General features: G+C 67.1%; 15 protein-coding genes. 9 read left to right on the top strand and 6 right to left on the bottom strand.

Annotation, left to right across the window (positions count from 1 at the left end):
* Window positions 1-88 precede the first annotated feature (88 nt).
* Both xylB and WDC82_RS22080 read right to left on the bottom strand, forming a co-directional pair.
* A complete protein-coding gene (gene xylB, locus WDC82_RS22085; protein WP_340119580.1) occupies window positions 89-1,600 on the bottom strand; it encodes a xylulokinase in 1,512 nt (503 codons plus the stop codon).
* Complete coding sequence (locus tag WDC82_RS22080) at window positions 1,600-2,397, bottom strand: SDR family oxidoreductase (protein ID WP_340119579.1); 798 nt, start codon at window positions 2,395-2,397, stop codon at window positions 1,600-1,602. The genes xylB and WDC82_RS22080 overlap by 1 nt, the downstream gene beginning before the upstream one ends.
* Window positions 2,398-2,578: 181 nt before the next feature.
* On the opposite strand from WDC82_RS22080, the gene WDC82_RS22075 reads away from it, so the two are divergent.
* Window positions 2,579-3,907 (top strand): glutamine synthetase family protein, encoded by a 1,329-nt coding sequence (locus tag WDC82_RS22075; RefSeq protein ID WP_340119578.1) that lies wholly within the window; start codon window positions 2,579-2,581, stop codon window positions 3,905-3,907.
* A gap of 9 nt (window positions 3,908-3,916) precedes the next feature.
* Here WDC82_RS22075 and WDC82_RS22070 read toward each other — a convergent pair whose 3' ends face one another.
* On the bottom strand, window positions 3,917-5,092 hold the full coding sequence (locus WDC82_RS22070; protein WP_340119577.1) for a serine hydrolase: 1,176 nt from the start codon (window positions 5,090-5,092) through the stop codon (window positions 3,917-3,919).
* A 251-nt stretch (window positions 5,093-5,343) separates the two neighbouring features.
* Here WDC82_RS22070 and WDC82_RS22065 point away from each other — a divergent pair, with 251 nt between their 5' ends.
* The gene (locus WDC82_RS22065) at window positions 5,344-5,727 is read left to right on the top strand and encodes an HU family DNA-binding protein (RefSeq protein ID WP_340119576.1); all 384 of its coding nucleotides are present in this window, start codon (window positions 5,344-5,346) and stop codon (window positions 5,725-5,727) included.
* 191 nt (window positions 5,728-5,918) lie between these two features.
* Here WDC82_RS22065 and WDC82_RS22060 read toward each other — a convergent pair whose 3' ends face one another.
* From WDC82_RS22060 to WDC82_RS22050, 3 genes are read right to left on the bottom strand one after another with little or no spacing between them, the layout of a single operon-like run.
* A complete protein-coding gene (locus WDC82_RS22060) occupies window positions 5,919-6,347 on the bottom strand; it encodes a hypothetical protein (RefSeq protein WP_340119575.1) in 429 nt (142 codons plus the stop codon).
* A gap of 45 nt (window positions 6,348-6,392) precedes the next feature.
* Entirely contained in the window at window positions 6,393-7,247 is an 855-nt protein-coding gene (locus WDC82_RS22055) for a DeoR/GlpR family DNA-binding transcription regulator (protein ID WP_340119574.1), read from the bottom strand.
* The gene (locus tag WDC82_RS22050) at window positions 7,244-7,909 is read right to left on the bottom strand and encodes a hypothetical protein (RefSeq protein ID WP_340119573.1); all 666 of its coding nucleotides are present in this window, start codon (window positions 7,907-7,909) and stop codon (window positions 7,244-7,246) included. Before WDC82_RS22050 ends, WDC82_RS22055 begins: the two co-directional genes overlap by 4 nt.
* Window positions 7,910-8,204: 295 nt before the next feature.
* On the opposite strand from WDC82_RS22050, the gene WDC82_RS22045 reads away from it, so the two are divergent.
* From WDC82_RS22045 to WDC82_RS22015, 7 genes are all read left to right on the top strand, one after another.
* Window positions 8,205-9,353 carry a PotD/PotF family extracellular solute-binding protein gene (locus WDC82_RS22045; RefSeq protein ID WP_340119572.1) on the top strand — a complete coding sequence of 383 codons (1,149 nt, stop codon included), beginning with the start codon at window positions 8,205-8,207 and terminating at the stop codon, window positions 9,351-9,353.
* A gap of 111 nt (window positions 9,354-9,464) precedes the next feature.
* Window positions 9,465-10,526 (top strand): ABC transporter ATP-binding protein, encoded by a 1,062-nt coding sequence (locus WDC82_RS22040; RefSeq protein WP_340119571.1) that lies wholly within the window; start codon window positions 9,465-9,467, stop codon window positions 10,524-10,526.
* On the top strand, window positions 10,526-11,431 hold the full coding sequence (locus WDC82_RS22035) for an ABC transporter permease (RefSeq protein ID WP_340119570.1): 906 nt from the start codon (window positions 10,526-10,528) through the stop codon (window positions 11,429-11,431). The genes WDC82_RS22040 and WDC82_RS22035 overlap by 1 nt, the downstream gene beginning before the upstream one ends.
* Window positions 11,431-12,240: an ABC transporter permease gene (locus WDC82_RS22030; RefSeq protein WP_340119569.1), complete on the top strand. Its 810-nt coding sequence runs from the start codon at window positions 11,431-11,433 to the stop codon at window positions 12,238-12,240. Before WDC82_RS22035 ends, WDC82_RS22030 begins: the two co-directional genes overlap by 1 nt.
* Window positions 12,237-13,283, top strand: coding sequence for a 2-oxoglutarate and iron-dependent oxygenase domain-containing protein (locus tag WDC82_RS22025; protein WP_340119568.1), 1,047 nt, complete (start codon window positions 12,237-12,239; stop codon window positions 13,281-13,283). The genes WDC82_RS22030 and WDC82_RS22025 overlap by 4 nt, the downstream gene beginning before the upstream one ends.
* Window positions 13,280-13,918 (top strand): isochorismatase family cysteine hydrolase, encoded by a 639-nt coding sequence (locus WDC82_RS22020; protein ID WP_340119567.1) that lies wholly within the window; start codon window positions 13,280-13,282, stop codon window positions 13,916-13,918. The genes WDC82_RS22025 and WDC82_RS22020 overlap by 4 nt, the downstream gene beginning before the upstream one ends.
* Window positions 13,915-14,655 carry a gamma-glutamyl-gamma-aminobutyrate hydrolase family protein gene (locus WDC82_RS22015; protein WP_340119566.1) on the top strand — a complete coding sequence of 247 codons (741 nt, stop codon included), beginning with the start codon at window positions 13,915-13,917 and terminating at the stop codon, window positions 14,653-14,655. Before WDC82_RS22020 ends, WDC82_RS22015 begins: the two co-directional genes overlap by 4 nt.
* The last annotated feature ends 27 nt before the right edge of the window (window positions 14,656-14,682 follow it).

Genomic DNA, 14,682 nt, shown 5'->3' with positions numbered 1-14,682 from the left:
AATAATCTGCCCTTCCGCGCCGGTCGAGGCCCGTTACGGAACGATCACCATGCCGGTTGCAACCCGGCGAGGCAGGCAGCGGGCGGCGCTAAACCGACTCGTGTTGTTGGGCGTGCAACCGGTGGCTCACCGGGGTGAGGCCCCGCCGCGCGGCGTCATAGAGGTCGAACATCCGGGCATAGGTCGCGTGGCGCCCCGCATCCGGGCGATTCTCCTCGAGGATCCTGGCGCAGCGCGCGACCGCCGCCTGCGGCGAGGCGAAGACGCCGCCGCCGACGCCGGCCACAAGGGCGGCGCCGAAAGAGGCATCGCCGTTCGCCGGCACCTTCACGGTCAGGCCGGTCACGTCGGCGATGATCTGGCGCCAGGTGGCGCTGCGCGCGCCGCCGCCCAGCAGGCGCATGTCGCCGAAACTGGCGCCCGAGAGATCCTTGGCCGTGCGCAGCACGTCGTTGAGAGCATAGGCGATGCCCTCGTAGCAGGCGCGCGCGAAGTGGGCCCGCGTGTGGCCCAGGGTCAGGCCGATGAAGGCAGCGCGCAGCTTGGGGTCCCAGTGCGGCGCCCGCTCGCCCATCAGGTAGGGGTGAAAGATGAGGCCGTCCGAACCGGGCGCGACGGTGCCCGCCAGGCGGTCCATCTCGGCGAAGGCCGTCTCCTTGGGCAGGTCGGCGAAGAAGGTGTCGCGCACCCAGCGGTGCGCCGTGGCGCAGGCATTGATGCCGGAGGCCATGTACCACAGCCCCGGCATGATGTGCGGATAGCAGGACACCGGCGGATGCACCTCCGGCCGGTCGCAGGCGAGGAACACCACCCCCGCGGTGGCCAGCTTGATGGCGCCCTGCCCGGCTTCTATGGCGCCGGCGCCATAAAGTTCTACCGTCGTGTCGTTGGAGCCGATGACCACCGGCGTGCCGGCCGCGAGGCCCGTCGCCCTGGCGGCAGCCTCGGTCACCTCCCCGGCGATCGCCTCCGGCGCGCCGACCGGCGGCAGGGTCGCCATGTCCCAGCCGATGAGGCCGCAGATGTCGGGCGACCAGCCGCGCGTCTCCACGTCGGACATGAGCGCGCCCAAGGCATCGGAATAGTCGGTCGTCCAGTCGGCGGTGAGACGGCTGCGCAGCCAGTCCTTGGCGATGTAGAGGCGCTCGGTCCGCGCGAGGACTTGCGGCTCGTGCTTCTGCAGCCAGGCGAGCTGACAGAGGGTCCAGGTCGGGTTGGCGCGGTTGAGACCGGTGGCGATGATCATCTCGCCGGCGCGCTCGTGCAGCTCGGCGGCCTCGGCGGTGCTGCGCTGGTCGTTCCACATGATGGCCGGGCGGAGCACCTCTCCCTTGGCGTCCTCCAGCACGGCGATGTGGGCGCCGGCAGAAATGCCGACGGCGGCGATGTCGCCGGCCGCGATGCCCGCCTTCTCCAGCACCTGCGGCACCGCCGTGCACAGCGCCTGCCACCACTCGGCCGGATCCTGCTCCGACCAGCCGGGCTTCGGGTTGTGGGTGGTGATCGGCGCCGCCGCCTCGGCCAGCGTGGCGCCGGTCTCATCGATCAGCGTCGCCTTCAGGCTGCCGGCCCCGAGGTCGATGCCCAGCAGGGCGGCCATCAGTGCGCACCCTCATCCAGGGGTGTCACATAGGCAGCGTGGATCCCGCCATCGACCGAATAAGCCGAGCCCGTCACGTAGCTGGCGGCGTCGGAGCAAAGGAACAGCGCCACCTCCGCCACCTCGACCGCCTGCCCGAAGCGGCCCATGGGCATGTGGACGCGGCGGCGCTCCAGCTTCTCCGGCGTGTCGAAGAGCTGCGCGGCCAGGGGCGTCGCGATGGGGCCCGGCAGCAAGGCGTTGGCGCGGATGTTGCGGCGGCCGTACTGCACGGCGATCTCCCGGGTCATGGCCAGCACGCCGCCCTTGGAAGCGGTGTAGGCCAGCTGCGGCACCGCCGCGCCCATGATCGCCACCAGGGAGGACATGTTGAGGATGGCGCCGCCGCCGGCGCGAAGCAACGCCGGCACGCCGAAGCGGCAGCAGTGGAAAACGCCGGTCAGGTTGATCGCGATGGTGCGGTCCCAGATCGCCTGGTCGGTGTCCTCGGGCCCGTTGTCGCCGGCCAGCATGACGCCGGCGTTGTTGAACAGAATGTCGACGGCACCGAGGCCGGCCTCAGCCTTGGCGATCATCGCCTCGACCGACGTGGGATCGGCGACGTCCACCGAGATGGCGACGGCCGTGCCGCCGGCCGCGGCGATGTCGCCCGCCGTCGCCTCGGCGGCCCCGGCATCGATGTCGGCCACCGCCACCGCCGCGCCCTCGCGTGCGAACAGCAGCGCGGACTCGCGGCCGATGCCGGCGCCGCCCCCGGTGATCACCGCATGCTTGCCTGCCAGGCGTCCCTTGCTCATTCGCTTCTCCTGCTTGCCGGATGATGGCGGCTGGACCGCCCGCGAGCGGCCGCTATGGTGTCTGCCGAAGTAGAGTCCGGCGCCAGAAAGAAGCGAAGGTAGCTTGCGCCACTTGGCAACTGCAACATAATGTTGGCAGTTGCCAACCTAAGAACGATGCAATGAACGAGGAGGTTTGACGATGGCGGGGGATGGGGTGAAGGAGATGATGGCGGCGCTGAAGAAGATGGGCGCGCGCTACGTCCGCTTCGAGTTGCCGGACCTGCACGGCACCAGCCGCACCAAGGTGATCCCGGTGGGCAAGGCGGAGAGCTACGCGCGCAAGGGTCTGAACTTCTACGGCGGCACCATCGGTCTCGACACCGCCTCCAACGTCATCGGCGGCACCGGCGTGAACGAAGAGGTCAGCTACCGCGACCAGATGCTGTTTCCCGATCCCGACACCCTGCGCGTGGTACCCTGGCTGGAGGACACCGCCAAGGTGATCTGCGACGCCTACTGGGAGCCCGGGGTGCCGGTCGGCGGCACGCCGCGCACGGTGCTGGCCAGCGTCCTGAAGAAGGCCGACAAGCTCGGCTACGACGTGATGATGGGCCACGAATTCGAGTTCTACCTGCTGGACCCCGAGACCAGGCAGCCGCTCTTCGGCGGCACCCACATCTTCAACGCCGTGCGCAACCAGTACGTCCCCTTCCTCGACGTCCTGCTGGACGTGCTGGAGGAAGCCGGCATCGACATCATCACCCACAACTGCGAATACTCGCCCTCGCAGTTCGAGATCAACTTCGGCCCCGGGATCGGCCTGGCCGGCGCCGACAAGGCCTTCACCTTCAAGAACGCAGTCAAGGAACTGGCGCACCGCAGCGGCTACCTCGCCACCTTCATGACCAAGCCGGCCAGCGACATGGCCGGCTGCGGCTGCCATGTCCACGTCAGCCTGATCGACCGCAAGACCGGCAAGAACGCCTTCTACACCAAGGGCGCCAAGGGCGGCATGAACCCGCTGATCCGCCGCTTCTCGAATGGCCTCCTGACCCACGCCAAGGCGATGCAGGCGGTGATCAACCCGACGCCCAACTGCTACCACCGCCTGAAGCCGCACACCTTCGCGCCGTCGAACATCTCCTGGGGCGTCGAGGACCGCACCGCCATGGTGCGCATCAAGGACGCCGGACAGGACAACTGCCACATCGAGATGCGCGCCGCCTCCGGCCTCTCCAACCCCTACCTCTCGATCGCCGGGGTGGTCGCCGCCGGCCTCTTGGGCCTGGAGGAGAAAAGCGACCTGCCGACGCCGTCCGAAGGCCCTTCGGAGGAGGATCCCAAGCACGAGAAACTCGCCGGCAGCCTGGAGGAGTCCCTCGCCGCCCTGAAGAAGGACAAGGCGATGCGGGAGATGCTGGGCGAAGATTTCGTGAAGGTCTTCACTGCCGTGAAAGAGGCCGAACTCGCGCGCTTCCGCAGTCACGTAACGGACTGGGAGCGCAACGAATACCTGGAACTGTACTGAGCGAAGCTTCTACGGCGTGCCCGCGGCCAGGCGTGCCAGCAGGCCGCGGTAGGGGCCGAAGAGTCTCTGTTCGTCCAGCGGCCGTTCGTCGTTCCACGTCGCGACGACGCAATGCACCCGTCCGTCCCGGCCGACCACGCGCGTCGAGAGGTTCAGCACGCCAGGCTCCGAGCCGCCCTTGTAGGCCACCGCCTGCCAGTCCTCGGCGTCGGCCAGGCCGGGATTGATGCCGACGCTCGGCAGATCGGCCGTGGCGTCCAGCAGGGTGCAGAGTTCTTTTGCCGACAGGAACCACTCGATCTCCGGCGTGGGCGTGGCGGTGAGGTCGCCGGCCGCCGGCAACGGCGCCTCGGCCAGGGTAGCCAGCAGAGCCCGGCGCGCCGGCGCATCGCCCGCGGTCCACTGCCGCCGCAGGGCCGCGCCCTTCGCCGCTTTCAGCACAAAGGCCTCTCGCGTGGTGAGAAAGGGTGCATTGCGCGGCGTCACCGCCTCGACCTGTTCGCGGCCCGCCAGCCGGATCAGCGCATCGGTCGCGGTGTTGTCGCTGATCGAGATCATGAGGTGCGCGAGGCTGGCGATCGTCAGCGGTGTACCCGCCGGCCAGGCCTGCAACTGGCCGCTCGGCAGCGAGCGCCAGGCGGGATCCAATTCGACGACCTGAGACCACGAGAGGCGCCCGTCGGCCACCGCGCGCCGCAGCGCGTCGAGCACCGCCAGTTTCATCGCCGAGCCGACGGCCAGGGGCGTTTCCGCCTGCTGGCTCTCGACGGCCTTGCCGTCCGACACGACGAGGAGAGACGTGCGGCCCGGCAACGCGCGGATGGCCGCGGCAAGGCTGGCGATACCGCCCGCCGGCGTCGCCTCGCCGAACCACAGTCCGGCGATCCGCCCGTCCCCGTCCAACGAGAGGCGCGCCCGCACCGTCCCCTTCGTGAAGTGCAGCGTGAAGTCCGTGCCGCGCGCTTCGGTGCGTTCCAGCAGGCCCAGATCCCGCTTCAGCGCGGCGACGATCTGCGCCACTTGAGCGGCCGGGACCTGCGCCAGAAACGACTCGGCGAATCGGTCTTCGGCGACCGATTCGTCACGAAACAGCGCTTCCAGAGTGGATTCCGGTGTCGCAGAGACTGCCATGGCCGAAGCAAGAGTGAACATCATCCCGACGACGAGAAGCAACGTCCGTAACATCATCACCTCTGCGCCGCGGCGCATTTTCGCAAGAAAAACATCATTAGATAACAACCAGATACATGACACAGTAACGCGAAAACCCCTATGAACAAAGGGAAGCGGCGCAGGGCGCCCTGGCGTCGCCGCATCGGCCCGGCCGCATCCGCCGCGTCCAATCCCTTGATTCCACGGCACACCGCATTTGACGTTCTCGCCGGGCCTGGCGTATCAGGCTAGACATTCCCTGCGCTTTTTAAGGACAGATTACGATGGCTAAAAAGCCCGCCAAGAAGACCCCGGCTAAGAAATCCGCCGCCAAGAAGTCGACTGCGAAGAAGACCGCTGCCAAGAAGGTGACCGGCAAGGCGACGCCGAACGGCATGAGCGACCGCCAGCAGCTGATGGACATCGTCCAGTCCGGCACCGGCTGCACGGTGGCGGCCTCGCGCGACACGGTGACCGCGCTGCTCGACACCATCGGCTCCTCGCTGAAGAAGAACGGCAAGGTCCAGCTCGCCGGCTTCGGCACCTTCATGGTGACCAGGCGCGCCGCGCGCAAGGGCATCAACCCGCGCACCGGCGAAGCCATCAAGATCAAGGCCTCTAAGTCTGTCCGCTTCAAGCCGGGCCGGACTCTGAAGGACTCGCTCTAAGCGGCGGCGCCCGGATAGCAGGCTGCCGAAAGGGAGCCTGCCCGTGGCGTATCCTTCGAGACGGCTGCTGCGCAGCCTCCTCAGGATGAGGCCGGAGCGTTGAGTGATTGACCTCATGCTGAGGAGCGAGCAACAGCGAGCGTCTCGAAGGACGAGGTCAATCGCGCCTCGGTGCCCTTCTCAGCGACCTGCTAGACGCGCTTCAACATATCGTTGAAGGGCTCGGCGACAATCTGATGCTCGTCCTCGTAGACGAGGTAGCCGGGATTGGCGCTCCTCACCATCTCCACATGATGACCGTGATCCCGCAGGATCTGCGCCAGTCGGTGCATTTTCTGCACGTGGTCCGCCGCGGAATCCTTGAGCCAGCTGATGCCTTTCGTGGCCCGCCGATAATGTCCCTTGGACGTCGACCGGCTGAACCGCTCGGGCACGGATAGCTCCGTGCCGAACCAATCGAGCAGTTCCAGCAGTTCATCCCGTTCCGGCGTGCTCAAAGAACCGTTTCGCTGCAGCCTATAGGCAGCGCCGAAGAGGCCGGCCCCTACACCGGTATCCGGATGCTTTTCCAAGACTACAAACCGCAGGTACATCGCGAGATCTTCCGCCGCCTGATTCATCGGCAGAGAGGATCACAGGATTTCATTGGAAGAACGTTAAGGCGCTCACGCCACCACCGTCGTGACGTCGGCGGTCTCGGCGGCTTCGGCGAGCGCCTTGGCCAGCGGCTTGTCGATCACCAGGTCGGTCAGCGCCGTCAGCGGCATGACGATCTCGAGCAGGCGGATGTTGAACTTGGTGTGGTCCGCCATGAAGATGCGCCGCTCGGCGCGCTTGAACATGGTGCGCTTGATCCAGCAGGCCTGGGAGTCGACATCGGTGATGCCGTGCTCGGTGATGCCGCCGGCCGAGGTAAAGGCGACGTTGGCGTGGAAGCGCTCCAGGTACTCGCAGGTGTCCTGCCCATAGACGCCCTTCTCGTGCGCCGAATAGGCGCCGGGGCAGAGGATCACCTTCACCCGGTCGGAGACGCCGACCGCCTCGGCGATGTCGAGGCCATTGGTGATGATGGTCGCCTCGATGCGCTGGGCGGCGATCTTCTCGGCCAGGTGATGGGTGGTGGCGCCGGAATCGATCATCACCACGTCGCCCGGCGCAATGGCCTGGATGGCCACCGTGGCAATGCGCTGGCGCTCGGAAACCATCGACGCAGTGCGCTCGCCAATGGTGGGCTCGCGGCCCATGGGCGCGGCGGCGCCGCCGTAGGTGCGCTCCACCAGGCCGCGCGAGGAGAGATCGTCGATGTCGCGGCGCACCGTTTCGGTGGAAACGTTGAAAGCCTCGGCCAGGTGCGAGATGCGCACCGTCGGGTTGGACTGCAGTTCGGCGATGATGCGGCGGTGGCGCTCGTCGCGGTCGAGGCGCCCGTTGCCCTTGACCGGTTTCAGCTCGGGACGGCCTTCGCCCTTGGCTTCGCCCCTGGCCTCCTCCCTGCTCCCAGTCTTGGCGGCTGCGCTCATGCAGCGGTTTCCAGCGCCGCCGCCGCAAGGATGTCCTCCAGCTGCGAGGCCAGGGCGCCCTTGCGCGGGCTGAAGGAGCCGTCGAAGGCGGCCGACCCGATGGTGAAGGCATCGGCACCGGCCTCGGCCAGCAGCCGGATGCGCGACGGCGTGTCGATGCTGCCGGCGATCACCAGCGTGCCCTTGGTGGCACGCCGCGCGGCGCGCACCAGCTCCAGCGGATCCGCTTCGGTCGCGCGATAGGCCAGGAGATCGACGCCGGCGCAGCCCATCGCCTCGAAGCGGCGGCAGTCTGCCTCGATGTCGCCGGGCTCACCGCCCAGCGCCGTCGGGTGGCCGACCGGACGGCCCGGAAAAGGCAGGTAGTCGATATTGCTGCCGTCGAGGATGTCGAGGATCTCCTTCGCCTCGGTGCCGCCCATCACGCAGTCGACGCCGATCCGGCGTGCCGCGCGCGCGGACTCCAGGCAGGCTTCCTTGGTCGCGGACACGACCTCCAGGTAGCTGATCGCGCCGGCATCCTTGATACGCCGGTTCAGCGCCACCAGCGTGTCGAAGTCGACCCCGATATCCTTGAACCCCATGTGCTTCACGCCCGCCCGGGCCACCGTCTCGAAGACCTCCAGGCAATCCTCGACCGTCTGGTCCGCCCGGGTAAACATGAAAATGAAATCAATCGCCGCTTGCTGCCGGGATCGTTTCGGGGCGTGCGTCATATAGGGCCGTTCCTCTGCCTGTCTGCCCCGCCGCTTTGACCCGCGGGCGTCCCGGTGCGAACCTTTTAAGGCGCCCTGGGACCGCCGCGGACCGGAGGCAGGTTCCTTCATTCGGTTATGACTCAAGTTCGTGGCGAGTACAACAAATCATGTTGGAATTACCAAATTTCACGTGGTACTTTCATCATCAATAAAGGTACAGGGATTACAGGGCACACGAGCAAACTCGGGAGGCGTGATCATGCAGTTCGACCGTCGCAGTCTTTTGAAATATTCAGCCGCCGCCGGCGCAGTTGGTCTGGCCGGAGGCCTCGCCGGCCCCTTCGCGAACAAGGCCTTCGCCGCGCGCGAGAAGGAGATGAACGTCCTCTGCTGGGAGGGTTACAACTCGGCCGACGTGCTCGACCCCTTCCGCAGTGCCAAGGGCGCCACCATCAAGGCGGAATCGCTGACCAACGATCCGACCATGATCAACCGCCTGCGCGCGGGCGAGACCAACGTGTGGGATCTGATCAACGTGAACAACCCCTGGGCCCGCAAGGTCATGCACCCGGAAGGCCTGATCACGCCGCTCGACCGCGCGACCTTCGAGCCCTACTTCGAGACCATGCTGCCGGGCTTTGAGCCGCCGTACAAATGGGCCATGAGCGAGGACGGCAACGATCTGCTGGGCATCGCGCAGCGCTTCGGCCCCTACAGCTTCGTCGTCAACACCGACAAGATCAGCCGTGCCACCGCCGAGGACCAGGGCTGGGACCTCTGGAACGACCCGGCCAACGCCGGCAAGTACGGCGTGCTGGAGTCCGACGACTGGAACGTCTTCGACCTCTTCCTGATCGCCGGCATCGACCCCTTCCGCGAGCACACGGACGATGAGTTCGCGAAGTTCGACGAGGCGGCGAAGAAGGTCTTCAAGGGTGCCAAGGTGGTGGGCGACATCGCCACCATGAACCAGGCGCTGGTGTCCGGCGAAATCGACTTCCACCTGACGGGCGGCACCTATTCGGCCTCGCCCGCGCGCTTCGACGGCTACCCGAACATCCGCGGCATCACACCGTTGAAGAGCGCGATTCCCGGCAAGGGCGGCGTGGCCTGGATCGAGATCACTTCGACGGTCAACAACCCGCAGCTGTCGCCGCTCGCCGCGGAATTCCTGGAGTACGTCCAGGATCCCGAAGTCGCGCATACCGTCGCCTTCGCCGAGGGCACCTTCAACCCGGTGACCCAGATGGGCAATCCCAAGTGCTTCGAGCTGTTCACCGCGGAGGAACTCGACGCCATCCAGTGGGACAGCCTGGAGGAAGAGATGGCACGCTCGGCGGAATACGATATCGTACCGGACTATGATCGGGCGCTCGACCTGATGACCGCGGCCAAGCGCGAGGCATAAGGCCAGCGTAGGATAGGCGGCCGGCCGCGGCCCGGGGTGAAAGCCATCGCCCCCGGGCTGCGGCCCCCGTTCGTTCCTGAAATGCGTCCGTCCCAGAAAGAGAAGCATTCCGTGGCCGAACCCATTCTCCGACTCTCCGGACTGACCAAGCGCTTCGGCGCGTTCACGGCGGTCAGGGAGATCGACCTCGACGTCGAAGAAGGCGAGTTCTTCACCATCGTCGGGCCCTCCGGCTCCGGCAAGTCAACCCTGGTGCGCATGCTGGCCGGCCTCGAGGAGCCGAGCGGCGGCGAGATCCTGCTGCGCGGCAAGCGCATCAACAACATGCCGGCCAACCGGCGGCCGACCTGCATGGTGTTCCAGTCGCTGGCGCTGTTTCCGCACCGCTCGGTCGGGCAGAACATCGAATTCCCGCTGAAGATGCGCGGCGTGGCACGCGAGGCCCGGCGCGAGCGCGCGATGGACCTGCTGCGCCTGCTGCGGCTGCCGGAATCCTATTACGGCAAGAACGTGACCCAGTGCTCCGGCGGCGAGCGCCAGCGTGTCGCGCTGGCCCGCGCCTTCGCCTACGACCCGGAGATCCTGTTCTTCGACGAGCCGCTCTCGGCCATCGACTACAAGCTGCGCAAGACGCTGGAGAAGGAGCTGAAGGACATCCACAAGGAGACCGGCAAGACCTTCATGTACATCACCCACAGCCTGGAAGAGGCCATGGTGATGTCGGACCGCATCGGCGTCATGCGCGCCGGCAAGCTGGTCCAGGTCGGCACGCCGGAGGATATCTACACCCGGCCGCGCGACAAGTTCGTCTCCGAGTTCATGGGCGAAGTGAACGTGATCGACGTGCGCCGCGGCGTCAACGGCCGCGCCAGCGGCGTCGGCATCCCCGGCGACTTCCTGCTGCGCGACGTACCCGCGGGCTTCGAGAACGGGCACTTGGTCGTGCGGCCGGAGTTTCTGCGCTTCATCGAGGCGCCCGGCGATGCGGAGAACCACCTGCGCGGCCAGCTCTACAACGAGTATGTCCTGGGCTCGCGCATCCAGTACCAGGTCCGCGTCGGCGAGCGCGTCTTCATCGTCGAGCGGCTGCGCCAGCAGGCCTTTCGCGGCGCCCTGGACGAGGAAGTCCTGATCGGCTGGGACGCCAAGGACTCGATCCTGGTCACCGACTGATGGCGGCGATCGCGACCACAGGGGCGGAAAGCCGCCGCACGACCGGGCTGCAGCGGCTGTCGCTGTCGAGCGGCGCGCGCTTCGCGCTGCCGGTCCTGGCGCTGCTCGCCGTGGGTTTCCTGGGGCCATTGATCGCGGTGATCGCCTTCAGCTTCGCCGAGCCGCGCAGTTTCGCCGTCTTCGGCACGCCGACCCTGGAAAACTACCGGACCATCTTCGACCCCGCCAACACGGTCTATCTCTCCTTCGTCTGGTCGCTGGTCTTCGCTGCCATCTCGGTGGTCGTGCTGGCCCTGCTGTGCTACCCCGTCGCCTACGGACTCGCCCACCTCTTCGGCCGCTGGGCCAATCTCATCACCCTGCTGCTGGTCTTCCCGCTGTTCATCTCCGAGAACATCCGCCTCTTCGGCTGGCTGCTGTTCTTCATCAAGAACGGCGTGCTGGACGGCACCTTGAAGAGTCTCTTCGGCCTGGAGCTGCAGTCGATCCTCTTCACGCCGCCGGCCATCGTCTTCGGCATGGTCTACGTCTACCTGCCCTTCATGCTGTTCCCCATGGTGCTCGGCCTCTCCATGGTGCCGCGCGAGGTGGTGGAGGCCGCCGGCGACCTCGGCGCCTCGCGCCTGCAGATCTTCCGCGAGGTCGAACTGCCGCTCGCCATGCCGGGCTTCATCATCGGCGGGCTGCTGACCTTCGTGCTGGCGGTCGGCGCCGTCGCGGAGTCCAAGGTGCTGGGCGGCCAGTCAGTCATCGTCATTACCCATGACATCGAGATCGCCTTCACCTATGCCCAGAACTGGCCGCTCGGCGCCGCGCTCTCGGTCCTGCTGATGCTGGTGGTCGGCGCGCTGGTCCTGCTGGTGCTGCGCTACCTCGATCTCGACCGCATCCTGGGGCGGCGCTGATGGGCAGGACCGGCACATCGCGCGCGAAAGGCTGGATCGGGGCCTGGACCCTGCTGGTCATCGTCTTCCTCTATCTGCCGGTCGTCTGCGGCGTGCTCGCTTCGCTGTCGCAGTCGCGCTACTTCGGCTTTCCCATCACCCGCTGGTCGACGCGCTGGTGGGAGCGCACGCTGGACTCGATCGAGATCGGCATCCTGATCCAGACCTCCGTCCTCATCGCCCTCATGGTCACGGTGGTCTCGGTGGTGCTGGCCTTCATGGGCGCGCTGGCCTTTGCCCGCTACGACTGGTCGGGCCGCAAGCTGTTCCAGCGCATCGTGCTGCTGCCGATCTTCTTTCCCCAGGCGGTGCTGGGCCTCGCCCTGCTGCTGTGGTTCAACACCCTGGGGCTGTCGCTGTCGTGGCAAACCGCGGTCTTTGCCCACCTGGTGTGGATCGTGCCGATCGTCACGCTCATCATCTCGATCCAGGTCTACAGCTTCGACGGCGCGCTGGAGGAAGCGGCACGCGATCTCGGCGCGACGCGCTGGCAGGTGCTGCGCGAGGTGACGCTGCCCGTGCTGTCGCCCGGCATCTTCTCCGGCGCGCTCTTTGCCTTCCTGCTGTCGTGGGGCAACTTCCCCCTCTCCCTCTACACCACCGGCGCCGATTCAACCGTGCCCGAGTATCTCTACGCCAAGATGGTCGCGGGCTATACGCCGGGCGTGCCGACGCTGGGCGCCCTGACGACCGGCGGCGCCGCCCTCATCATGATCGTCGGCTATCTTTCCTGGATCCTCATGCGGCGGACGCAAGGAGCGAAGTCATGACCGGCACCGTGGAACTGGAGGAAGGGCTGCGCGGCGCGCGGATCGCGCTGGAGGAGATCCCGCTGATCGACTTCGGCCCCTTCCTGACCGGCGATCTCGCCCAGCGCCGGGCGGTGGCCGAGCGGATCGGCCATGCCTGCCGCAACATCGGCTTCTTCTACCTGACCAACCACGGCATCGCCGACGCCCTGGTGGCGCGCAGCTTCGCCGAGGCCAGGCGCTTCTTCGACCAGCCGATGGAAAAGAAGCTGGAGATCGACATCGAGAAGTCGGCCTGCCACCGCGGCTATTTCAAGGTCGGCGGCGAAAACCTGGACCCGGCCAAGCAAAAGGAAGCCGGCGACCTGAAGGAAGGCGTGAAGATCGGCCGCGACCTCGGCGCCGATCACCCCCTGGTGGCCGCCGGCACGCCGCTGCACGGCCCCAACCAGTGGCCCGCGGGGCTGCCCGGCTGGCAGGGCTCCATGCAGTCCTACTTCGACGCCCTGGTGGGCCTCGGCAAGCAGATCATGCATGCCTTCGCCCTGTCGCTCGAGCTCGATGAGTGCTTCTTCGACCGCGAGCTGACCGACCCCATGGCGACCCTGGGGCCGCTGCACTACCCGCCCCAGCGCGGCGCCATCACCGAAAAGCAGATCGGCGCCGGCGCCCACACCGATTTCGGCTGCCTCACCATTCTGGCGCAGGACATGAACGGCGGCCTGCAGGTGAAGAACGCCGCCGGCACTTGGATCGACGCCACGCCGGTGCCCGGCGCCTTCGTCATCAACATCGGCGACATGATGGCGCGCTGGACCAACATCCTCTTCGCCTCCACTCAGCACCGGGTGATCAACACCTCCGGCGCCGAGCGCTACTCCCTCCCCTTCTTTTTCGATCCCAACTTCCATGCCAGGGTGGCCGCCTTGGAAACCTGCGTCGGCCCCGGCCGCCCGGCGGTCTTCCCGCCGACCACCAGCGGCCAGCACCTGCTGGACATGATCAACGCGACCTTCGATTATCACCGCCAAAAGGATCACGGGGAGAAGAAGGGCAAGCCTTGAACGCGAACTACGATTTCAGCCTTACCGTCGGACGCGCCGCGCTGCTGGTGGTCGACCTGCAGCGCGCTTTCTGCGAGCGCCGGGTCAGCGACGCCCTGGGCTTCGAGGGCAGCGACTACTTCTGGGACCGCGTCGACGACCTGGTCCTGCCCAACGCCCACGGCCTGATTTCGGCCGCCCGCCAGGCCGGCGTCGAGGTGATCTACACGGTGATCGAGGCGCTGACCCAGGACGGCCGCGACCGCAGCCTGGACCACAAGCGCTGCAACTTCCTGATCCCCAAGGGCTCGCCCGGCGCCGCCGTGGCGCCCAGCATCGCGCCCCAGGGCGACGAGATGGTGATCCCCAAGACCTCCTCGGGCATCTTCAACTCCACCAACATCGACTACATCCTGCACAACCTGGGGGTCGAGCGGCTGGTGGTTTTCGGGGTCTACAGCCACCAGTGCGTCGAGGGCGCGGTGCGCGACGCCTCCGACCGCGGCTACCTCGTGACGCTGGTGCCCGACGCCTGCGCCGCCAAGACCGCAGCCCAGGACGCGGCGACCATGGAAGGCATGAAGGCCTATGCCCGCCTCGCCGAGACGGCAGCGGTGATCGAGGAACTGCGCCGGATAGAGAGTGCTGCCGCATGAGGCGCCCTCTCGTCGGCGTGACCGCCGACCTCCGGACCTACAACAACTCCCTCATGCATACGGTGGGCGACAAGTACGCCCGCGCGGTGTGGGAGGCCTCCGGCTGCACGCCGATCATCATCCCGGCCATGGCCGAGAGCCAGGAAGTCCACGACATGCTGGACTCGCTCGACGGCCTGCTGTTCACCGGCAGCCCGTCGAACGTCCACCCCACCCGTTACGGCCGCGACCCCCACGAAAAAGCCGAGCCCTACGACCAAGCGCGCGACGCCATGACCTTTCCGCTGATCGACGGCGCGCTGGAAAAGGGCCTGCCGACACTCTTCATCTGCCGCGGCTTCCAGGAGCTGAACGCGGCGCTGGGCGGCACCCTGCATCCGCGCCTGCACGAGGTCGAGGGTCGCCTGGACCACCGCATGCCCAGGGTCGACGACATGGACGTGCGCTACGGCCTGCGCCACAGCATGACCTTCACCCCCGGCGGCCAGTTCGCCGAGATCGCCGGGGCGACCGAGATCCAGGTGAACTCGCTGCACGGCCAGGGCATCGACGAAGCGGCGCCGGGCATCGAGATCGAGGGCGTCGCCCCCGACGGCACGCCCGAGGCGATCTCGGTCCGGGGCGCCAAGCGCTTCGCCCTCGCCGTCCAGTGGCACCCTGAATACAAGCCGCTGCAGAACGACTTCTCCACCCGCCTCTTCCGCGCCTTCTCCGAGGCCGTCCGCGGCAAGGATTGAGGCTTTCCCAGCCAAAACCCTTGAAAC

This window comes from Pelagibius sp. 7325 (assembly GCF_037652055.1).
Classification (GTDB): domain Bacteria; phylum Pseudomonadota; class Alphaproteobacteria; order Kiloniellales; family Kiloniellaceae; genus Pelagibius.
The sequence above is the reverse complement of the archived record's forward strand: the minus strand, read 5'-3'. Positions and strand labels throughout refer to the sequence as shown.